Origin of the sequence: Boseongicola sp. (genome assembly GCA_014075275.1) — a bacterium.
Lineage (GTDB): Bacteria > Pseudomonadota > Alphaproteobacteria > Rhodobacterales > Rhodobacteraceae.
The window spans coordinates 2,820,456-2,842,762 of record CP046179.1 but is presented as its reverse complement, the minus strand read 5'-3'; the positions used below and the strand labels follow the sequence as shown (position 1 = coordinate 2,842,762).

Annotated in this window: 19 protein-coding genes; 11 read left to right on the top strand and 8 right to left on the bottom strand. The window is 56.1% G+C overall.

The window, feature by feature from the left end; all coding sequences use genetic code 11:
- Positions 1 to 27: 27 nt before the first annotated feature.
- On the bottom strand, positions 28 to 2,445 hold the full coding sequence (gene gyrB, locus GKR98_14290; GenBank protein ID QMU59257.1) for a DNA topoisomerase (ATP-hydrolyzing) subunit B: 2,418 nt from the start codon (positions 2,443 to 2,445) through the stop codon (positions 28 to 30).
- A gap of 900 nt (positions 2,446 to 3,345) precedes the next feature.
- Between gyrB and GKR98_14285 the strand changes: the two genes are divergently transcribed.
- The 10 genes from GKR98_14285 (at position 3,346) to GKR98_14240 (ending at position 13,576) form a co-directional block, all read left to right on the top strand.
- Positions 3,346 to 4,251 (top strand): helix-turn-helix domain-containing protein, encoded by a 906-nt coding sequence (locus GKR98_14285; GenBank protein QMU60112.1) that lies wholly within the window; start codon positions 3,346 to 3,348, stop codon positions 4,249 to 4,251.
- Between the two features lie 160 nt (positions 4,252 to 4,411).
- Complete coding sequence (locus tag GKR98_14280; GenBank protein QMU59256.1) at positions 4,412 to 5,461, top strand: substrate-binding domain-containing protein; 1,050 nt, start codon at positions 4,412 to 4,414, stop codon at positions 5,459 to 5,461.
- A 100-nt stretch (positions 5,462 to 5,561) separates the two neighbouring features.
- Entirely contained in the window at positions 5,562 to 6,362 is an 801-nt protein-coding gene (locus GKR98_14275; GenBank protein QMU59255.1) for an ATP-binding cassette domain-containing protein, read from the top strand.
- Positions 6,363 to 6,376: 14 nt separating this feature from the next.
- Positions 6,377 to 7,621, top strand: a complete 1,245-nt coding sequence (locus tag GKR98_14270) for a sugar ABC transporter permease (protein ID QMU60111.1) — start codon at positions 6,377 to 6,379, stop codon at positions 7,619 to 7,621.
- 18 nt (positions 7,622 to 7,639) lie between these two features.
- Positions 7,640 to 8,368: an SDR family NAD(P)-dependent oxidoreductase gene (locus GKR98_14265; protein ID QMU59254.1), complete on the top strand. Its 729-nt coding sequence runs from the start codon at positions 7,640 to 7,642 to the stop codon at positions 8,366 to 8,368.
- A 55-nt stretch (positions 8,369 to 8,423) separates the two neighbouring features.
- Positions 8,424 to 9,203, top strand: coding sequence for a glucose 1-dehydrogenase (locus GKR98_14260; GenBank protein ID QMU59253.1), 780 nt, complete (start codon positions 8,424 to 8,426; stop codon positions 9,201 to 9,203).
- 28 nt (positions 9,204 to 9,231) lie between these two features.
- Positions 9,232 to 10,014, top strand: a complete 783-nt coding sequence (locus tag GKR98_14255) for an L-iditol 2-dehydrogenase (GenBank protein ID QMU59252.1) — start codon at positions 9,232 to 9,234, stop codon at positions 10,012 to 10,014.
- A gap of 55 nt (positions 10,015 to 10,069) precedes the next feature.
- Positions 10,070 to 11,032, top strand: coding sequence for a sugar kinase (locus GKR98_14250; protein QMU59251.1), 963 nt, complete (start codon positions 10,070 to 10,072; stop codon positions 11,030 to 11,032).
- A gap of 4 nt (positions 11,033 to 11,036) precedes the next feature.
- Positions 11,037 to 12,320: a tagatose-bisphosphate aldolase gene (locus GKR98_14245; protein QMU59250.1), complete on the top strand. Its 1,284-nt coding sequence runs from the start codon at positions 11,037 to 11,039 to the stop codon at positions 12,318 to 12,320.
- A 260-nt stretch (positions 12,321 to 12,580) separates the two neighbouring features.
- On the top strand, positions 12,581 to 13,576 hold the full coding sequence (locus GKR98_14240; GenBank protein QMU59249.1) for an alcohol dehydrogenase catalytic domain-containing protein: 996 nt from the start codon (positions 12,581 to 12,583) through the stop codon (positions 13,574 to 13,576).
- 459 nt (positions 13,577 to 14,035) lie between these two features.
- Here GKR98_14240 and GKR98_14235 read toward each other — a convergent pair whose 3' ends face one another.
- The 3 genes from GKR98_14235 to GKR98_14225 form a co-directional block, all read right to left on the bottom strand.
- The gene (locus GKR98_14235) at positions 14,036 to 15,022 is read right to left on the bottom strand and encodes a hypothetical protein (GenBank protein ID QMU59248.1); all 987 of its coding nucleotides are present in this window, start codon (positions 15,020 to 15,022) and stop codon (positions 14,036 to 14,038) included.
- Complete coding sequence (locus GKR98_14230; protein QMU59247.1) at positions 15,019 to 15,561, bottom strand: peptidase C39; 543 nt, start codon at positions 15,559 to 15,561, stop codon at positions 15,019 to 15,021. The genes GKR98_14235 and GKR98_14230 overlap by 4 nt, the downstream gene beginning before the upstream one ends.
- 391 nt (positions 15,562 to 15,952) lie before the next feature.
- Positions 15,953 to 16,264: a hypothetical protein gene (locus GKR98_14225; GenBank protein ID QMU59246.1), complete on the bottom strand. Its 312-nt coding sequence runs from the start codon at positions 16,262 to 16,264 to the stop codon at positions 15,953 to 15,955.
- Between the two features lie 444 nt (positions 16,265 to 16,708).
- Here GKR98_14225 and GKR98_14220 point away from each other — a divergent pair, with 444 nt between their 5' ends.
- Entirely contained in the window at positions 16,709 to 18,091 is a 1,383-nt protein-coding gene (locus tag GKR98_14220; protein QMU59245.1) for a transposase, read from the top strand.
- A 316-nt stretch (positions 18,092 to 18,407) separates the two neighbouring features.
- On the opposite strand, the gene GKR98_14215 is transcribed toward GKR98_14220, so the two are convergent.
- From GKR98_14215 to GKR98_14200, 4 genes are read right to left on the bottom strand one after another with little or no spacing between them, the layout of a single operon-like run.
- Entirely contained in the window at positions 18,408 to 19,178 is a 771-nt protein-coding gene (locus GKR98_14215; GenBank protein QMU59244.1) for an SDR family oxidoreductase, read from the bottom strand.
- Positions 19,179 to 20,210: an alcohol dehydrogenase catalytic domain-containing protein gene (locus tag GKR98_14210; GenBank protein QMU59243.1), complete on the bottom strand. Its 1,032-nt coding sequence runs from the start codon at positions 20,208 to 20,210 to the stop codon at positions 19,179 to 19,181.
- A 9-nt stretch (positions 20,211 to 20,219) separates the two neighbouring features.
- Complete coding sequence (locus GKR98_14205; GenBank protein QMU59242.1) at positions 20,220 to 21,308, bottom strand: uroporphyrinogen decarboxylase; 1,089 nt, start codon at positions 21,306 to 21,308, stop codon at positions 20,220 to 20,222.
- On the bottom strand, positions 21,305 to 22,306 hold the full coding sequence (locus GKR98_14200; protein QMU59241.1) for an ABC transporter permease: 1,002 nt from the start codon (positions 22,304 to 22,306) through the stop codon (positions 21,305 to 21,307). Before GKR98_14200 ends, GKR98_14205 begins: the two co-directional genes overlap by 4 nt.
- Position 22,307 lies beyond the last annotated feature (1 nt).

The following is a 22,307-nucleotide window of genomic DNA, read 5'->3' as shown; positions in this document are numbered from 1 at the left end:
TTCGACGCGCGACGGCGCGGCGAAACCTTAAAAGTCCAGGTTCTCGACGTTCAACGCATTCTGCTGAATGAACTCGCGGCGTGGCTCCACCACATCCCCCATCAGCTTGGTAAACAGATCGTCCGCTTCCGCCAGGTCTTCGACCCGCACTTGAAGGAACGTCCGTGCCTCGGGGTCCAGCGTGGTTTCCCACAGTTGATCCGGGTTCATCTCGCCCAGCCCCTTATAGCGCTGCAAACTCAAGCCCTTCTCGCCCTCGGTCAAAATCGTGTTCAACAGGTCCAGCGGCCCATGAATGGGCGTTTCGCGATCGCGCCGCACCAGTCGCGCCGAACCGGAATAAACCTCTTGCAACGTCTCGGTAAACGCTCCCAACCGGCGCGCCTCACCAGCGCGCAGGATAGGCCCATCCAAGGTCCGCACCTCTTCGACACCGCGCAAAATCCGCGCCAGACGGATGCCCTTGTCCTGGGTGATCCGGCCCTGCCAGCCCCGCTCATATTCTTCCGCAACCTGATCCAACCGCGATGCCACAGAATCCGCAACGCCTTGCAAATCCGCATCCACGCGCCCCGGCACAAAGGCCCCGGCAATCGCCGCCTGCTCCAAAATCCCGTGCGGGTAATGGGTCGGGAAGGCTTGCAAGACCCTGCGCACCTGCCGTGCCTCATCAACCACCCGCGCCAGATCCTGACCCGTGATCTCTTCGCCCGTGCTCAACCGCAACATCGCGCCGTCGACGCCCATCTGCACCAGATAATCTTCCAACGCAGGCTGGTCCTTCAGATAAACCTCGGACTTCCCGCGCGCGACCTTATACAGCGGCGGTTGCGCGATATAGAGATACCCACCTTCGATGATCTCGGGCATCTGCCTAAAGAAGAACGTCAACAACAGCGTGCGAATATGAGCACCATCCACGTCAGCATCGGTCATGATGACGATCTTGTGGTAGCGCAGTTTCGTAATATCGAATTCGTCGCGCCCGATGCCCGTGCCCAGCGCAGTGATCAACGTGCCGATCTCCTGACTGCCCAGCATCCGGTCAAATCGCGCCCGTTCCACGTTCAGGATTTTACCGCGCAAAGGCAAAACCGCCTGATTGGCCCGCGCACGCCCCTGCTTGGCCGACCCACCAGCCGAGTCACCCTCCACCAGGAACAACTCGCGGAACTCAGGACGTTTCTCCTGACAATCGGCCAGCTTGCCGGGCAGAGATGCCACATCCAAAGCCGACTTCTTGCGCGTCATCTCGCGGGCCTTGCGCGCCGCTTCGCGTGCCAGTGCGGCCTCGATTATCTTGCCAACAATCAACTTTGCCGGACCGGGATTTTCTCCAAACCACTCCGACAGTTTCTCGTTCATCATGCTTTCGACAGCCGGGCGCACCTCGGACGACACTAGCTTGTCTTTGGTCTGCGACGAGAACTTCGGATCCGGCACTTTCACCGACAACACACAGGTCAGACCCTCGCGTGCATCGTCGCCTGTGAAGTTGATCTTCTCTTTCTTGGCAATCCCCGAAGATGATGCATACAGATTGATCGACCGCGTCAACGCCCCCCGGAAACCCGCCAGATGGGTGCCGCCATCGCGCTGCGGAATGTTGTTGGTAAAGGGCAGAACCGTCTCGTGGTAACTGTCGTTCCACCACATCGCGACTTCGACCGTGATGCCGTCCTTCTCGCCCTCGATAAAGATCGGCTCTTCGATCATCGGCTGCTTGTTGCGGTCCAGATAGCGCACAAACTCCCGCACGCCGCCATCATAGAAAAACTCGGTCCGCAGATGTTCGGCAGGGCGCTCATCCGTCAGAATAATCCGCACGCCCGAATTCAGGAACGCCAACTCGCGCAGCCGGTTCTCCAGCGTTTTGAACACATACTCCAGGTTCGAAAACGTCTTGATCGAGGCCAGAAACCGCACCTCGGTTCCCTTACGCCCATCCGCGTCACCAACCACCGTCAGATGATCAACCGTATCGCCGCCTTCAAAGCGGGCCAGATGCTCTTTCCCATTCCGCCAAATCCGCAATTCCAGCCAATCCGACAGCGCATTCACCACCGAAACACCGACCCCGTGCAGACCACCCGAAACCTTATAGGAATTCTGGTCAAACTTCCCGCCCGCGTGCAGCTGGGTCATGATCACTTCGGCGGCTGAAACGCCTTCTTCCTCGTGCACGTCCACGGGAATTCCGCGCCCGTTGTCGCTGACAGAAACCGAGCTATCGGCGTGAATTGTGACCGTCACAGCGTCGGCGTGACCGGCCAAAGCCTCGTCAATGCCGTTGTCCACGACCTCATACACCATATGGTGCAGACCCGAGCCGTCATCCGTGTCCCCGATATACATTCCGGGACGTTTTCTGACAGCTTCTAAGCCTCTGAGAACTTTGATAGAATCGGCGCCATAGTCACCCTGCGCCTCAGTGGCCTCGGCCATACGGTATTTCCTTGTTGTTTAAGGGCATTTTATAGGGGTTTTGGGGGGGATTGTCACGCGAATGACACAAGATTTAGTGGTTTGGGGGCTGGTGGAGTTTCTAGGCATTTGCGCTAATCTCGAAGCACCCGCGCAGCATTCGGTCAGAAGGTCGAATTCGCAACAGTTGAGCATGCACTACGCTCCGACTCTGTGCCGTTTCCCCTCAAGCCGCTACGCATTTTGTCGCCACCATCCCGCCAACTTGCGGGCATACGATTGGTCTCTCTCTAGGATGGCTGAAGCAAAAAATGAGCCGCAGTTCAATTTCCGCTATGCGCAGTTAGCGATCTTTGTGAAGTTACGCGGACTGCACTAACCTGCCTTTCAATAGTTTATCGAATATTGCGCTGTGGCATCCCTGAAGCGGTTCACGGGACATCGCGCTGTGTCTTCATAAGTTGGAGATCCCGAACTTCAACATTCCAAAAGCAAGTGGCCTGAAAAACGTCGCTCAGCGAATTGCCGCACGCAACGTTACTCAGGTAGCAATCTCTCCGCTTTGACGCTTTGACAAGTCGTTGAACCCAATCTCGAGAACGAAATGCTGACAGCTGAAGTCATGACTCGTTTCCCGCTCGAGTCTTTCGTTTGGATCGTATGGCACCTTCGGATCAACTCGAAATGTAAGCTAAAGTCGCGCGTTCAGGTCATTTTCGCGCCCGTTGAAAAGATTTCCGATACAGCTAGATAGTATAAAACAAACAAGATAATGGCCATGACGGCAAAAAAGTACCAGTTTTACGCCTGTTCTGCTGTAGTTTGCCAAAATACAGATCGCTAACGTCAAACTGGAGAAGCAGCCGATGTGCTACTCAATCGAGCTGCGGGGAGCGGTTTGATAGAAAGGGGGAGAGAATGATGCAACCGGATCTAGAAGTTGTCCAAATAGGGCGCGGTGAGACATTTAGAGCTTATGAACACGGCTATCCGTTTTCAACGGTGCGCTGGCATTTTCACCCTGAATATGAGTTGCATCACGTCGTTGCGACGACGGGGCGTTACTTCGTTGGCGACTTTATCGGCACGTTTGAACCTGGAAATCTTGTGCTGACCGGCCCGAATTTGCCGCACAATTGGGTAAGTGATGTTGAGGCCGACGAAATAGTTCCGTTGCGCAATCGGGGAATACAATTCACGGATGAGGCCATCCGTGGCGCGATGGGCATCCTTCCCGAGCTTCAATGCCTTTCAGAAATGCTGGACAAAAGCCGCAGTGGCCTGTTGTTTTCGAATGCCACATCTGAAGTCGTAGCGCCCAATTTGGCCGAACTGATGCATGCGCGTGGTATCCGCCGGATCGAACTTTTCATTGGGATAGTTGGTGCCCTTAGTCAGGACAGCCAAACGCATCAACTGACCGGTGCCGAGTACCTGCCTGACCCTTCGGGCTACATGTCCACTGGGCTGAACAGGGCCCTAGCTTTCATTGACGCTAACCTGACTGAACCATTTAACGAAGGTGATCTGGCCGAGATCGCTGGCATAAGTCGATCAACTTTTTCACGCAGCTTCCGGAAGCACACAGGCATGTCCCTTGTGCGCTATGTAAATCGACTGCGCATCGGTCTGGCCTGTCAAATGCTCGTCTCTGATCATGGCGAGAAGATCACCAACATCTGCTTTGGATGTGGGTTTAACAACCTGTCGAACTTCAATCGTCAATTTGCAGCACAAAAAGGGATGTCACCTTCGCGATTCCGATCCCGAATGCTTGACCATGCGACCACGAACTTCGACCCAGATCGAGGTATCCAAGCGGCGTAAACGCCGCGCTAGGAAAGGGCAGTCCCGACAGGAACGTCCGCTACTACTGACAAAGAATGTATCTGCAACCTGCTGGGCTCTTCCAGCGGCGCGGTACCCTGCCGCCGGCTTACAGAACAAAGCCGGTCAACCAAGCGAGAAACCAACAGAGGAGACTCCAATGAAACTTAAGTTAACAACAGTTGCCGCGACGCTTACGGCGCTCTTTCTAAGCAGCACCGCAAGCTATGCTCAAACAACAGGAACCGTCGCGTTCTTGATGCCTGATCAAGGCTCAACCCGCTACGACGAGCATGATTGGCCCGGCTTCCAGGCGGAATTGAAAAAGATCTGCCCGGATTGCAAAGCCATTTATCAAAATGGCAATAACGACGTCGCGCTACAACAGCAGCAGTTCAACTCAGTGATTGCGCAAGGTGCAGCCGTTGTCGTGCTTGATCCTGTGGATTCGGGCGCAGCAGCTGCCATGGTCGAGTTGGGACAAGCACAAGGTATCAAAATTGTGGCCTATGACCGGCCAATCCCCGATCGCGCTCCAGACTTCTATGTCTCTTTTGACAATGAAGGGATTGGTTATGCCATCGCGCAAAGCCTCATTGAGCATCTGCGTATTACGGGTGTCTCACCCGAAGGTGTCGGCATTCTTCAAGTTAATGGATCTCCAACCGATGCAGCCGCTGGCTTGATCGCTGATGGCTCGCGCAGAGCGGTTGAAGAGTCTGAATATGAGCATCTTGCTGAGTTTGACACGCCGGGCTGGGCGCCGCCAAAAGCACAAGAATGGGTTGCGGGCCAGATTACGCGATTTGGAAACCAAATCGTTGGTGTGGTTGCGGCAAACGATGGCACCGGTGGCGGTTCAGTTGCGGCTTTGAAAGCGGCTGGCGTTGATCCAATCCCACCAGTCACTGGCAACGACGCCGAGATAGCTGCACTTCAGCTTATTATCGCCGGCGATCAATTCAATACGATCTCCAAACCTAGCGAAATTGTGGGCGCGGCTGCGGCCAATATCGCATTCACATTCTTGAACGGTGGCACTCCTGAAGCCACAACAACGCTTTACGATGCACCGTCGCAACTCTTCGTGCCGGCCGTCGTGACACGTGGCAACCTCAAGGAAATCGTGATCGACACAGGCATCGTGACTGCCGAGCAACTTTGTACCGATGATTTTGCAGCATATTGTGCTGAACTCGGCATCGAGTGATCGAGAACGCGGCGTCGGGCCTCCCTCCGAAGCCGCAATATAAGGGTGCTGGCGGGCGAGTGTGCCGCCAGCACCAAACCAAACTTGAGGGGACCACCGTATGACACAGACACAAACAACGCGGAAACACGGGGACTTACTCTTGAAAATGAGTGGAGTTTCCAAACAATTCGGCGCTGTCACAGCCTTGGGCGACATTGAGTTGGAAGTCCACGCTGGCGAAGTCGTCGCTCTGGTCGGAGACAATGGCGCGGGCAAGACGACACTAGTTAAAGTGCTTGCCGGGGTGCATCAACCGACGTCCGGCATGATCGAATATCTCGGTGAGGAAGTTACGATCGACAACCCCCGCAAAGCACTTGAAATGGGAATTGCGACTGTTTTTCAAGATCTTGCACTTTGTGAAAATCTGGATGTCGTTGCAAATCTGTTCCTTGGTCAAGAGATTTCACCATGGCGGCTGAACGAAGTAGAAATGGAAGTCCGCGCGTGGAAGTTGCTCCAAGAACTGGCGGCCCGTATCCCGTCGGTCCGCGAGCCCATCGCATCACTTTCCGGCGGGCAGCGTCAAACTGTTGCGATCGCGCGTTCGCTTGTCATGGAACCTGAAATAGTCATGCTCGATGAGCCGACGGCAGCTCTTGGTGTCGCCCAAACCGCGGAGGTTCTGAACCTCATTGAGCGGGTAAGCGGCCGAGGACACGGGGTGATCCTGATTTCCCATAACATGGAAGACGTACGCGCAGTCGCTGACCGAATTGTTGTGCTGCGTCTTGGCCGAAACAATGGCGTGTTTACGACCGAAAATTCGCATGAGGAACTTGTCGCTGCGATCACCGGCGCCTCTGACAACTCTGTTTCCCGGCGCGAGGCACGCAAACTCGAAACGACGACAGATTGAGCGAAGGACTGAAAATGACCGACGGCAACAATAGCCAACAACTTGATCGCGCAGATACGCGTGTACGTCACGACGAGGGAATTTCCGGCGCAATCCGAGAGTTTATAGACCGGACAAGGTCTGGGGATTTAGGGATGCTTCCAGTTCTTGCTGGCCTCGTTCTTATCTCGGTCGTTTTTACTTCGCTTAACCCGGTCTTTCTCGCGCCGAACAACCTCGCCAATCTTCTTTTCGATGCGTCCGCTGTCGGGTTCATCGCGCTTGGCATCATATTTGTGTTGCTGCTCGGAGAAATCGATCTCTCAGTTGGATCAATGAGTGGACTCGCTTCCGCGATGATCGGCGTACTTTGGGTGAAAACAGGTCTACCGCTTCCCCTGGCGATACTGGGGGCAATGGCCGCTGGCGCGTTCGTAGGCCTACTTTTCGGCCTTCTGCGCAATCGTTTTGAAATGCCAAGCTTCGTGGCAACCCTAGCCGGGCTCCTCACTCTATTGGGCTTGCAACTCTACATCCTCGGACCAACGGGTTCAATTAACCTGCCGTTCACATCTCCGCTCGTGCGGTTTGGTCAGCTTATGATCTTGCCTGCATGGCTGTCTTATACTCTGGCAATCCTGCCGGGACTCCTGCTCATCTATGGCGGAATTGTTGCTGCGAAACGCCGCAATGAAGCGAACCTTTCCTCCGCTAATCTAAGCGTCACTGTTTTTAAGGCTTTGATCATCACTGCCGTTTTGGTCTTTGCCGTTTACTACCTCGAAAAGGGCCGAGGCGTGCCGTGGATGTTTGCCATATTCACGCTCGTTGTTGTGTGTGCTGAGTACGCGCTGACACGCACAAAGTGGGGCCGCTCAATGTTCGCTATCGGTGGTAACGCTGAAGCGGCCAGACGATCCGGGATTAATGTGGATTCGATCCGAATGTCGGCCTTTGTGCTGTGTTCAACCTTTGCAGCGCTTGGTGGTGTTTTCTCGTCGGCGAGACTGGCCTCAGCAAGCATTCAGGCGGGGACCGGCGACGTCAATCTTAATGCAATCGCGGCAGCGGTCATTGGCGGCACCTCTCTCTTTGGAGGTCGTGGTTCAGCATGGTCGGCGCTTCTCGGTGTTCTGGTCATCATGGCCATCTCGAACGGTTTGACGCTTCTCAACCTGAGTTCCTCGCTTCGCTTCATGATTACCGGCGGTGTTCTTGCCTTTGCGGTCATTGTGGACTCAATCGCCCGACGCTCACGTGCCAGCCATGGCCGCGCGTAATACCAAAGGATGAGCACCATGACCCAACAGCTTTCTGGAAAAACTGCCGTGATTACAGGTGCCGCCTCTGGGATCGGATTGGAGTGCGCACGCACAATGATCGCGGCAGGTGCTGACGTGGTGCTGATCGACCGATCAGAAGAGGGGCTGGCACGTGTCTGTGCAGACCTAGGCGACAAAGCGCATCCTCTGGTTGTCGATCTTCTTGACGGCCCCGTGGTCACGGCAATGCTGCCCAAAATTCTTGACCTTGTCGGGGGGGTGGACATTTTTCATGCCAATGCAGGTGCGTACATCGGGGGTGCCGTTGCCGACGGAGATCCCGACGACTGGGACAAGGTGCTTAATCTAAACACCAATGCTGTGTTCCGATCTGTTCACGCGGTGTTGCCTTATATGATTGCCCAGAAACGCGGCGATATTATATTCACAAGCTCAGTTGCAGCCGTGACACCAGTTGTGTGGGAGCCAATCTACACTGCCTCGAAATATGCAGTGCAAGCGTTCTTGCACGCGACCAGACGCCAGTTGATCAAACACAATATTCGCATGGGGGCGGTCTTGCCCGGCCCGGTGATATCGCCGCTGCTTGATGACTGGCCGAAAGCGAAAATGGATGAAGCGCTGGCCGCAAAGGCGCTGATGGGGCCCAAAGAGGTCGCCGATGCAGTGATGTTTATGGTGACCCGCCCGCCAGGGGTTGTGGTGCGCGACCTGACGATCTTGCCGCATGGATGCGACATCTGAACCACCAGAAACCGTTCTACGCCAAAGAACACTTTAGGACAGAGTTGGAATATAAATGCCGAAAAACGAGAATTTACTGAACCGCTTCAAGCTTGATGGCAAAGTTGCTCTTATCACGGGTGGTACCCGCGGTATCGGCCTGGCCACTGCCAGAGCACTCGGAGACGCCGGGGCACGGCTTTTTATCTGCTCGCGCAACGACGGCGAAGAGGTAGAAAGGACGCTTAGCGCATTGGGATACGACGCCACATTTATTGCCGCTGACCTAACCGACCCTAGAGCACCGGGGGCAATCATTGCCGATGTCCTTGAAAAGTCGGGACGGCTAGACATTCTCATCAATAATGCCGGCGTCGCTATCCACGGTGATTCAGCAGAATTCTCGGACGAGGATTGGCAGCGTGTGATGTCGCTTAATGTTGATGCGGTCTTTCGTTGCTGTCGCGCAGCTATTCCAGCTATGCGGGCGCAGGGCGGCGGGGCAATTGTCAATGTCGGGTCCATGTCCGGCATCGCCTCGAACATCCCGCAAAACCAGGTCGCCTACAACAGCTCGAAGGCTGCTGTTCACATGATGACCAAGAGTCTCGCCAGCGAACTTGCCTTGGACAATATTCGCGTCAATGCCCTCGCACCCGGTTACATTCAGACTGACATGTCCCAAGGCGGCATCGACAACCCCGAGTGGTTCCCTATCTGGAGAGATATGACACCGATGCAGCGTGTCGGCCAACCAGAAGAGGTGGCGATGGCCGCGCTTTTCCTCGCCTCTTCTGCGTCAAGCTACATAACCGGCGACATTCTGGTGATCGACGGCGGATACACCACGCGATAACACCCCCAAGGGACGAATTTGAAAACCAATGACCAACACACAACGACTTGAGGGAAAGACCGCACTCATTGCCGGCTCGGCGCGCGGCATTGGCCGTGGCTTCGCTGAGCGCTTTGTTCGGGAGGGCGCCCGCGTCGCCATAACCGATATTGATCTTGATGCTGCACAGAAAACAGCGTCTAAAATCGGTGACGCAGCAATCGCGCTGCACATTGATGTGACCGATCAGAGTAGCATCGACACTTGCGTAGCCGGTGCTGTGGGCGCCTTTGGCGGTATCGACATTCTCATCAACAATGCAGCGCTTTTCGATGCGGCGCCAATCGCTGACATCACGCGCGTCAGTTTTGACCGGCTCTACGCTGTGAATGTTGCGGGTACGATGTTTACGATGCAGGCGGTCGCCCGCCACATGATTGCGCGCGGTAAAGGTGGGAAAATTATCAATATGGCTTCACAGGCCGGTCGGCGCGGCGAGTCACTTGTGGCGGTTTACTGCTCGACCAAAGCTGCCGTGATTTCACTGACCCAATCCGCAGGTCTGAACCTCATCGGGCATGGTATCAATGTGAACGCAATTGCCCCCGGCGTCGTTGACGGCGAACACTGGACGCATGTTGATGCAATGTTCGCCAAGTTGGAGAATAAGAAGCCTGGACAGAAGAAAGCTGAGGTCGCAGCAAGCGTGCCTTATGGCCGTTTCGCGACACCAGATGACCTGACCGGGATGGCCGTGTTCCTCGCTTCAGATGATGCCAATTACATCGTCTCGCAGTGCTACAACGTAGACGGTGGCCAATGGATGAGCTGACGGGCCCACGCGTGCGACGTGCATTTTCAAAGGGTGCCTGCCAGAGGCAAACCGCATGAAGAAAGTCGTGGTTATTGGCGAAGTTCTGGTTGAAATCATGGCCGACAGCATCGGTGATGGTTTTCTTGAAGCAATTGGGCTTACCGGCCCTTTCCCGTCCGGTGCACCCGCAATTTTCATCGATCAAGTCGCACGGCTCGGTCAGCCTTGCGCCATTGTCTCGGCAGTTGGAGATGATGACTTTGGAATAATCAATCTCAACCGGCTTTCTATGGATGGCGTGGACATATCGGGGGTCTTAATTGACCCGGATCGCCCCACAGGCAGCGCCTTTGTGCGGTATCATGCGGATGGGTCCCGCGATTTTGTTTACAACATAAAACACAGTGCTTGCGGGACGATCCCAAGAACGCCCGAAGTGGCACAAGTTCTCGATGCCGCAGATCACCTCCACGTCATGGGGTCTTCGCTATCCAGCCCCGAATTTGTGGCGCTGAACCTTGAGGCCGCCCGCAGAGTCAAAACCAGTGGCGGGACAATTTCCTTCGATCCAAACTTGAGAAAGGAAATTTTGAGCGCGCCCGGACTACGGGACGCCATGGCCGATGTCCTGTCCCTAACGGATGTGTTCCTTCCAAGCGGAGAAGAACTAACGCTCCTCACCGACGCGACCGATCCAGCGATTGCCGCGAAAGAGCTTCTGGCGCTTGGGATTGAATATGTTGTTCACAAAATGGGGTCGGGCGGCGTCCGCATTTACGACGCGAGCGGCGACCGTTTCGTCCCCGCTTACTCGGTGACTGAAATCGACCCAACCGGCGCAGGTGATTGTTTTGGCGGCGCGTTCATTGCGCTTTGGCTTCAAGGGTTGGACATCGACAAAGCCGTTTCCCTTGCCTCAGCCGCCGGTGCTTGTGCCGTTCAACATCGTGGTCCTATGGAAGGCGCGTCGAGCCTTGAGACGCTTGTTCGTTTCGTCAAAGAACACGAAGACCAACGAAACATCGCCGGGGGTTGAGCGCATGAATGTCCACGGGCTTATTGAACGCAATAAGAACGGAGAGAGTATCGGCTTGCCGAGTTTCTGCACCGCAAATCAGCACGTCTTGGAGGCGACGCTCGGTTTCGTGGCCGAAAATGACCTGCCCGTTCTGATTGAGGCCACCTGTAATCAAGTCAATCATAAAGGTGGATATACCGGCATGAAACCCGCCGACTTTGCGTCTTGGATCGCGCGGTTGGCAAGCCATGCTGGGGTCGAGACGGATCAATTGCTTTTGGGTGGCGATCACCTTGGCCCGAACCCCTGGCGTGATGAACCGGTCGCCGCTGCGATGCGCAAAGCCGAGACGTTGGTGCGCAGCTATGTCGAAGCGGGTTTTCAGAAGATACATCTAGACGCAAGTATGGCCTGCGGCGGCGAACCGCGCCCGAGCTTTTCGGACATCGCGGAAAGAGCTGCACGCCTGTGCAGAATTGCGGAAGACTATGCGCCAGATCCGTCAAAATTGATCTACGTTATCGGATCCGAAGTTCCCGTACCTGGGGGCGAGACCGACGATATGCAGGATCTCCAAATCACGACACCAGAACGGTTGGATGAAACCATCCAAACGCATGAATCCGCCTTCCGCAAAGAAGGCTTAGAAGGTGCGTGGGAGCGCGTCGTCTCAGTTGTGACGCAGCCCGGGGTAGATTTCAGCCACAGCTCTGTTCGTCAGTTCGATCCTGCCGCGGCAGTTGATCTTGTCGCAGCGATTAACCGGCACCCGCGTTTGACCTTCGAAGGTCATTCAACTGATTATCAGCCTACATCCAGCCTCGCCCAACTTGTCGAGCGTCACGTCTTCTTCCTCAAGGTCGGACCGGAACTGACTTTCCGGTTTCGCGAGGCGGTTTTTGCATTGGCTGCAATCGAAGATAGGGTTTGTCCAAAGACGGTATCTGGGATCATCGGCGTGCTCGACGAAGCAATGGACAATGCGCCCGCGCACTGGGACGGCTACTATGCTGGAACACCAACGGACATCGCGTTGCAACGCCATTTCAGCTTTAGTGATCGGATTCGTTATTTTTGGCAAGAAGCGCCCGTGCGCGACGCCGTTGACCTGCTTCTCAACAATCTCGTCGCAGCAGACGTCCCCAATGGGCTTGTAACGCAGGCCTTCGGCGGACTTGAATTTGACGAAACCTCCGGCGACATCCGCACGCTTCTGGACACTCATGTGTGCAAAGCGGTTTCAAGATACTACGCGGCATGTGGCTTTGGCTGCCCGCCATCGTCAGACCGAAAACCCACGCGATGAAATTATCCAACGCCACACTGCGCGACCTGCCTGATCCGATCCTATGCCCAAGCTATGACCGCTCGCCCTGATCAAAGTTGCGAAAGCCGCCAGCGACCAACCCTGCGCGTGGCTGGGACAACACAAATTATGCGGAAATCTAATCGATGAACCGCGTTTCGCTGATGCCTTTGAGGGCTGGTTGCAGATAATTTGGGCGGATGGTTTGAGCGCTTCTTTGAACAAGTATTTGTACGGTTATCACTGAAAAGGACGCGGCTATGAAAGCAATAATTTTTCCCGCTCGTGGTGAAGTCACCTGCGCAAGCCTTCCCGATCCCGTTGCGGGCAACGGCGAAGTGGTGATCGCAGTCAAGGCAAGCGGACTCTGCCACACAGATTTCGAAGTGCTGAAGGCCAATTACGGAACGTCAGCATTTCCTGTGGTTCCGGGTCACGAATACGCTGGTGTGGTGGCTGATGTCGGGCCCGGCGTCACAGGTCTTACCGTTGGGGACCGGGTCGTTGTTGACCCAAACCTCGAATGTGGAACGTGCCGCGCCTGCCTACGCGGCTGGGCCCATTTGTGCGACTCCCTCGGCGCGTATGGCGTAACCGAAAGCGGAGGCTTTGCCGAGTTCAGTCGGGTCAAAGCATCCGCGCTTCACCGGATCGGCGACATAGACTTCAGCATAGCCGCCTTGTGCGAACCGATGGGATGCGTCCTAAACGGGCTTGATGCCGTGCGTTCCTCAATAACGGACAATGCACTGATTTTCGGAGCCGGTCCGATGGGCTTACTGTTGGCCATGGCGTTGAGCGCCCACAATGTGCCTGACATTGTGTTCACCGATATTGATGATGCTCGACTGGAACTGGCGGCAAGTTTTGGTTTTGAAATCGTGGCTTCCGGATCCTCTGAATTGGCGGCCTTGCACTACGGGGTTGATCTGGTCGTGGATGCTACCGGCGTTCCTGCGGTCGCGGGCAATCTGGCAAACTACATGGCCAACGGCGCGAAAGGCCTGTTCTTCGGCGTCTGCCCATCTGACGCACGCATCGAAGTGTCCCCATTCGAGGTGTTCCGCCGTCAATTGACATTCGCCGGCTCTCATTCGTTGAACCACAACATCCCGCAAGCACTCGAAACGATCGCCGCTTTCGGTCCGGATATCAGCCGCGTCGTGTCGCATCGCATGCCTTTGGAAGGTGTCTCCAATATTCTGTTGTCCAGCCCGCCTAAAGGGAGCTTAAAAATACAGGCAACGATAAGCTGAGTGTGCGATTTATGCGATGGAGCCTTGGGACAGAACCAAGTGGTTAGAATTCATAGGAAGCAGCTCTTAAGTGCATGGCAACCGGCTCAAATGACAGCTTCTGATGTTGCAGTTGGCGCAGCTGCGCCCGTATTGAAGGTCCGGTTAGTATCCTTTGCTCTAAATGGGCATGTCCGCTTAGGACTGTTAACCGCCGTTGGGCCAGATATGACAAATGACAACTAAGTCCCGCATTGCGGTCCTTGAGCCAAACCGCAGCGAACGGCAGGAACGAGCCCGAAGTGACCTATGCTGCGTGATGAACCGATGGCGGCTTTGCGGACGAAGCTGCCGTTCGCGAAAGATTTCCAAGGTCCGGTTTAGTCGCGATTCCCGCCTTTGAGGTTATTTCCGAAATGTGTCAAGAATAGACATGCAGGGTGCACCAAACAGCCCGCCGAGGTCGATCGAAACGGAACCTTAAAACCTTATCGGGAGCGAGGCCCCCAGAATAACGTCGGGGCTGTCGTCGGTGATGCCGACCCCCGCAGAAAGGTTGAGGAAGATGTCCCGCGTCAGGACAAAGTCAGCGCCCAGTTCGAATAGCCCGAACGTGGTGGCCGTGCCGTCGATCTTGGAGCCGTTCAGTTCGATTTCATCCTCGAAGGCAAAGTCGAAACCCGCGCTCAGAGAGATGTCAGGCGTCACTGCCAGGTTTGCGCCGAAGCCGAACCCGATCACGCCGCTGCGATCCACATCGACACCGGAGATCGTTTCGCCGAGGAAATGGGTGTAGGAGACATCTCCGAAGAACGCGATCGGGTCGATCGTCTTGACCGCCGAGAGCCGCCCGGTGACCCGGTGAAAGCCGGACCCTAGTGGCACGTCATCCTCAGAGAAGTCCTCACCGGTCGGGGCGCCGTAGCGGATGCTGCCGACCAGCGACGGCCAGGTGCCGTCCTGCGGCCAGAAGGATTTCCAGGCCGTCACCGAGATGTCGCCGAGCCCGGTGTTGTCGCCGGTCCCGTCAATGTCGCGGTGGAGCAGGGGCACGCTGGCACCAAGCATCCACCCCCCGGGCAATCCAACCCGGGCATCAAGGCCAGCCGCATAGGTGTCGCGGGTCGAGCTCAGCGCATCACGGCCCGAATGGCTCCACGACAGGCTCGGCGTCACCTCGACCGTGTAAGGCGACAGAACGGCATTGCCACGCCGCACCAGGGCCCGCTCCAGCGCCCGGTCGCCCTCCGGGTCTTCGGCGCCGATCTCGGGCGCGGGCGCCTCGGCCCTTGGCGGCGGTGCGATCTCGCGGCCCACCAGTTCGGCCTCCAGCGTCTCGACGCGCTGTTTCAAGAGTTCATTGATCAGCTTCTGGGCCGCGAGTTGGGCCTTCAACTCCTCGACCGTCTGCGACGAGGCAGGCCAAGCGGGCAGCAACAGTAGCGCGAGTACGAACACATATCTCATTTCTTTCCCCTCAACATCACGAAGGCGATGCCTTCGATCCAGGCGTTTTCAAACCGCTCGCGGCTGAGATTGCGGTTGCCATAGGCCGGGTCGGCCACATGGACTTTCCCGTCGGGTGTCAGCCCCTTGTAGACCACGTAGTGGTTGTAGCCGTGGATCTGCACCGGCACGATTGGGGCATCCAGGTAGCGGATATCCTCGAAGCGCATCCCCTTGAAGCCAATGGCGCGGTAGCCGCGCTCTGCTGCGTAGCGCTTCATGTCGAGGAGCGAGAATCCGCCCCGGTGGCGCACCTTCAGGGGTTCGGTCTGACGCAACAGCCCGTTGACCACCTCACGCTCGGAAACCGGATCGTTGAAGGTATAGGTAAAGACGGTCGCCATGGCAGCGGCCCCGCAGCTCGTGTCCCACTTCTGGATGATGACGCCCGCCTCGCGGATTTCCTTCAGCGAGAGCGTGCCAGCGCTGACTTGAAGCGAGTGCAGGCCCGTTGCTGCCGCGAGGATAAGACCTGCTGATAGAACTTTCACCGAACGCAAATCAGGTCCCTAACCCTTTCGCCGCTGACTCTCAGTTCCACGTTGCAACGGCAAGCACCGGGGCAACGATAGGTCGGCATTGTGGTAATTCGGACTCTCACGAGGGCGCGTGCGGCCCGGCTTTATGAGCAGGACCGGAAGGAGCCGTCAGACCCCTCCCGGTTGGGTATGTATGTTCGGCGTTGGGTCGGATGGGTCAACGGCGTGGACGGTCATCCGACATTCTTCGCACGATGCTCGCCAACCCCCCGTAGTGGTTAGCCAGCCATGCCCAATTAAGATTGAGGGCACGGCAAGTATCAGCGAAAAACAAAAAACATCACTAGAATACCGCCGCGTTAATGATATGCGGGCAGGTCGACATAGTTGGGACATACGAAAAAATGAATGACTAATTGTCGACGGCGGTCGGGATTCCAATGTGAAACGGTGCAGGGGAACTTGCAGTCCCTTGGTTATAAAAATTCCCGATTTCGTTATCAGCTAAGCTCGACCAAGTGTCATGTATAACATCGGGGATATCTGACACGGTCGTCGACGGCACCCCGAGCGAGTCGCCGGCAACTACAAGATCCATCTCAGAATCCGAAAGAACGACCGGTCCGCCCAGTGTGGGCTGGGCTGCCTGTTCGCCGGCGAAACCAGAACCTGAACCGACGATCAAAGCCATGGCGGAGGCAGTTAAGAAAGTTGAGATACGCATTTTATTCTCCCAGAGATACAGCCTGCGAGCCGAGTCCAAAGCAAAGCACCGCAAGGCACCACAACACATTGCACACACTAAATCGTATGCACGACGAGTGAGGTGCCTGAGCAGTAAACGATAAAAAGCCAGTAAAATCAATCTGGTTGCAATCTTCTACTGATCAGTCAGTTCTCGGCGCCGACATGCCCAGGCCGCGAACGGGCACAACGCGACCAATTCTGTGATGCGCAATGGGTTGGTAGAGGTCATTCTGCACGTGCTTCGAATGGTGTTTTTCGGACGAGCCGTGAATAGGGCGTGTTTCTTAATTGGGTCACGAAAGCTGCCGTTCGAATGCAGCGCAGCATCGGTCGAAATGGGCTGATTTTGTTGAAAAACTCATGCTTGATCGTGGAATGAACTGCTGATTCAATTCATCGTACGGATAGGGAGGGTTTTGCGATGATGGGACCTAAGCAGGAAGCACAGGCGGCGTTGTTCTATGAGTTCTCGTTGGAGGATCATGTCCCTCAAGACCACCTTCTTCGGTTGATTGACCGGTTCGTTGACCTGAGCAGTATCCGGGCGCATCTGTCGGATTTCTATAGTCACACAGGCCGTCCATCCATTGATCCGGAACTGCTCATTCGGATGCTGTTGGTGGGGTATTGCTTTGGTATTCGGTCAGAACGCCGGCTCTGCGAAGAGGTTCATCTGAACCTCGCCTACCGCTGGTTTTGCCGGCTGAATTTGACCGACCAAGTTCCAGACCACTCGACCTTCTCGAAGAACCGCCATGGTCGGTTCCGTGAGAGCGATCTGCTGCGCCATGTGTTCGAGACCACGGTTGCACGCAGCATGGAAGAAGGACTGGTGGGCGGTCAGGGTTTTGCTGTTGATGCCAGTTTGATCAGTGCGGATGTTCAGAAGCAAAACTCCAGCAATCCCGAAGACTGGGCCGCCCGTGACATTGATCCCAATAACGCGCCGCGCGCAGTGCGCGAGTATCTCGACACCTTGGACGACGAGGCCTTTGGTGCAGCCTCCACGGTCAAGCCCAAGTTCATGGCCCATGCCGACCCCGCCAGCCAATGGACGGCTGCACGTAAAGGCCCGGCTTTCTTTGCGTATTCTACTAATTATCTGATCGATACCGATCACAGTATCATCATGGACGTAGATGCCAGTCGGTCCAACAAGACCGCTGAAATAAGTGCCATGCGCAAAATGCTCGATCGCACCGAAGAACGTTTTGGTGTGAAGTCCGATTGGATCGCTGCGGACACCGCATATGGATCAGAAGACAATCTTGTCTGGCTCGCATTGAAGCGCCAAATCCTTCCCTTCATTCCTGTCTTCGACAAAGGTGAGCGCACGGACGGAACGTTCTCACGATCCGACTTCACGTGGGACGATGAGAACGACCGCTATATCTGTCCGGGCGGCAAAGAGATGCGGCACACTTGGCGGACCTATTCTGACCCGGCTCGAAACGCGCCAAGCTGGAAAGCTCGCAAGTATCGAGCGCTGAAGTCCGATTGCACAGGATGCGAGCTGAAGGAAAAATGCTGCCCCAACGCCGAGGCCCGCGCCGTCCATCGCGAGAAATACGAAATCGTCCGGGACTTCGCCCGCCGATGCATGGCGTCAGAGTTCAATGTCACCGCACAGAAACGACGAAAGAAGGTCGAGATGCTCTTTGCACACCTCAAACGCATCCTTGGCCTCGGGCGGCTCCGATTACGTGGACCCTGCGGCGTCCAAGACGAGTTTACTCTCGCAGCAGCAGCCCAAAACCTCCGGAAACTAGCCAAACTCACGCCGATGGTGCCAGCCGCAGGATGACGCGGCGGTACCGCCTCAGACTGCCCAATAAAATATACGCCGTAACCATCCCCAAAGCACAAAACCAAACGACTTTTTCAACAAAATCGGCTCGAAGCGGTCATTCGCTGCATGAGCAAATCACCTCAGACCATTAGCAATATCGGTCATTCAACATAGGAGCCGCACTGAGCATGGGCGTAAGTGGCCGAATTCTGGAATGCAGAAACGTCGACTTCGAAAAATTCAAGTCCAACATCCATGCATCTACCGAGAGATAGTAGAAGTTCTGCATTGTGCATGTTTCAACCACAGCCAAAATTTGCGTTCCGCCCAATCACCGTCCCATCCATCCGCCATCGACCAGCATCACATGGCCGTGCATATAGCTGGCGGCGTCCGAGGCCAGAAAGACAACGGGTCCCTTGAAGTCATCGGGGCGTCCCCACCGTCCGGCGGGGATACGGTCCAGGATTGATTTTGAGCGTATAGGATCATTGCGCAGGGCTTCGGTATTGTCGGTATCGATGTAGCCGGGGGCAATGGCGTTCACGTTGACGCCCTGCCCCGCCCACTCGTTTGCGAACGCCATGGTCAATTGGCCAATCCCACCCTTAGAGGCGGCGTAGCCCGGCACAGTGATGCCGCCCTGGAACGTCAAAAGCGAGGCGGTGAAAATGATCTTGCCGGACCCACGCGCAACCATGGTTGCACCAATGTCGCGGGTCAGAATGAACTGGGCATTCAAGTTCACCTCGATCACTTCGTCCCACATTTCGTCGGGGTGTTCCGCTGCAGGTTTGCGCAATATGGTTCCTGCGTTGTTCACCAAGATGTCGATCTGGGGATGCGCGGTGCGCACTTTTGCCGAAAATTCTTTCAACGCTGCGCGATCCGAGAAATCGCAGGCATAGCCGGTGAATGCGCGCCCAAGCGCATTGACTGCCGCGCCTACCGCAGAACCCGAAGATTCCAAGGTTGCACTGACGCCGATAATGTCTGCACCGGCCTCGGCAAGCGCTTCTGCCATGCCCCGGCCGATGCCACGCTTGCAGCCAGTCACAAGAGCAGTTTTGCCGGTAAGATCGAATTTGTTCAGAACGCTCATTTACGCATCCTCCGCGATACGGATCATCGACTTCATGGCGTTCGGATTCTCGGTCAGAGACTTGAACGCGGCCTGAATGTCGGACAGGTTTTGAATGTCTGTAATGAAGGCGTCGCAATCGACCACGCCCTCTGCCAGAAGAGCCATGGCCCTGTCATAATCTTTGGGGCGATAGACCCGCGCGCCAATCAGGTCCAGCTCGCGCCAGAAGAACTGGAACATGTCGATGTTCGGCTTGTTGGCATGGATAGCGACCATGACAATTCTGCCGCGCGTGGCCGCAGCGGCTGTAATCAGATCAACACCGGGTTGCGACCCGGAAACCTCGAACACGACATCAGCACCCTTGCCATCCGTCGCGCTGTGAATGGTCGCCGCCACGTCGACCTCTTTGGGATTCAGCGTGGCGAACCCAAGTTTGGCCGCAAAGGCCAGCCGGTTTTCATTAATCTCGGCAATCGTGACGTTTGCACCGGCTTCGCGGGCAACCATGGCCACCAGCATGCCGATAGGACCGCCACCAATAACCAGCACATCTTCGCCCGGCTGCACTTGACCCCGGTCGACGTCATGCACGGCAACCGCCAGCGGCTCGATCAGGGCAGCGTGACTAAGATCCAGATCCTGAGGCAACAAATGGATCGTGTGCGCCGGAACGTTCCACTTCTGCTGAAAGGCGCCATCTGAATCGATGCCGATGAATTTCAGGGTATGACAGATATGCTCGTGTCCGGCGTTGCAGGCAGGGCAATCACCGCAGTGATCCAGCGGACGCACCACAATAGGCGCACCGATACTCAGACCATCAACGCCCTCGCCCACCGCCGCAATCGTACCAGACATTTCGTGTCCAATCGTCCGCTCGAACCCAACACGCGCGTCCATATGGCCCAGATAGATATGCAGGTCTGTTCCGCAAATACCGCAAAAGGCCACATCAATCTGAACCTCGCCCGGACCGGGCGGTGGGACATCCACCTGCTCAATCGAGAAAGTCTTGTCTCCGCGATAAAACGCTGCGGCAGTGCTCATAGCTTATCCTCAGTTCTTCAAAAGATTGACGGCGTCCAGTTTGGACCAGTCGAATTCGACCCCGATTCCCGGATCGGACGGAGCCTGTGCTAGGTGGTTGCGAACTACAAGTGGTCGCTTGGTGTAGGCGTCTATCGGGAAGGAGTGCACCTCGATCCAGCCAGCGTTTTTTTGTGCGGACACCAGCGAAACGTGCAGCTCTTGCATGCCGTGGCTACAGATCGGGATTCGGTGTTGCTCGGCGCGTTCGGCGACCTGCAGAAATCCGGTGATGCCGCCGCAGTTTGAAGCATCGGGTTGAATGAAGCTGAGGTTGGCGCGGTCGAAAGCATAGTCAAACTCGTGGATCGTATGGAGGTTTTCACCCATTGCCAGCGGCACGCCGGTTTCCCGCGTTATCCGAGCAAAACTGTCGTAATCGTCTGGAATGATTGGTTCTTCAAACCACAGAATGTCGTATTCCTGAAACGCGCGGGCGGCGGTGATGGCCTCTTCGACGCTCATCGAATAATTGGCGTCCACCATGAAGGCAATGTCGGGGCCGATCAGGTCACGCACGGCTTTCACCCGCTGGACATCATCGTCACGTCCGACCTTGATTTTCACGCCGTTAAAGCCGCGGTCCAGATAGCTTTGGACCGAGGCCAGAAGTTTAAGAAGCTCGAACCCAAGATCGATGCCGCCGCAATAGGCTTTGCAGGTATCCCCTGCCCCGCCCGCCATTTTCCAAAGTGGGCGACACTTGCGTTTACCGCGCAAATCCCAGAGCGCAATATCAACAGCCGAGATCGCAAAGGACGCGATACCACCACGCGCGACGTAATGAACATGCCACTGCATGGCGTCATAGAGCGTCTCGGGCGTGTTGCCCGGTTGCCCGATCAAAAAAGGCGTCAGGTCATGGTCGATCATGGCCTTGATCGCATGTCCGCCTTTGCCACCTGTGTAAGTATACCCGGTGCCTTCGGACCCATCGTCCAGACGCACAGTGGCAGTAACCAGCTCGAAAAAGTGGTGGTCGCCGTGTTTGGCATCCACCAGCACTTCGGCCAAAGGCACATGAAAGAGCCGGGTTTCAATCGCCGCGATGTTGCTCATGTCCGGGTTTCTTGCCCTGTGCGCGCCGACATGAAACGAGCCTGAAACAGGATCACAGCGAACAGGAACCCGCCGCGAATAACCATCTGCCAATAGGCGCTGAAACTGATGGTGCCCCGGCCATTTTCAAAGTTGAGGATGTTGAACACCAATCCCAAAAGAAGCGCGCCGGCGACGGTGGCCGTGACAGAGCCAAGTCCGCCGGTCAAAAGCGTGCCACCCACGACGACCGAGGCGATCGCCGAAAGCTCCCATCCGATCCCTTCCAATGGCTGGCCGGCGCCAAAACCTGACGCCAGGATCACGCCTGCCAATCCGGCACACCCACCTGACAGCATGTAGACAAAGGCCGTGGCGCGATTGACTTTGAGGCCCATCAGAACCGAGGCATCCGCGCCACCACCAATGGCTAGAACCGTGCGCCCCAGCGAGGTTTTCTCTAACGTCACCCACAAAGCGACGACGACAACGCCAACCACAACGATGGACCACGGCAGGATGTTCAGCGCTTTTTCCATGCCCATGCGGGTAAAGTTCGACCCCCAGTCAACCGAGATTGTCTGCGCACCCGAAATGACCAGAGCACCGCCCTTGGCGCCCAGCATGGTTGCAAGCGTCGCAATGAAGGGTGGGATGCGCATCAGGATGATGCAAAAGGCGTTGATCGCGCCGAACGCGACCCCGGCAAGCACGGCACCGGGCAGTGCAACTTCGATCCCGAAAGGCGACAGATAGGCCGCAACGACCGAGGTAAAGGCTGCAACCGAACCGACAGACAGATCGATGCCGCCGGTCATGATCACAAAGCACATGCCAACCGAGATGATGATGAACATCGAGTTATAATTCAGGAACGAAGTGATGTTGTAAGCGCCGCCAAAGTTTTCATAGCGCAGCACACCGAACAGGATCAGCACGGCCAGGACCACCCAGACCGCAACCGACTGTGGGTTGCGCGCCAGATATTTGCGCAGATCGAAAGCATCTGTGTCCAGCATC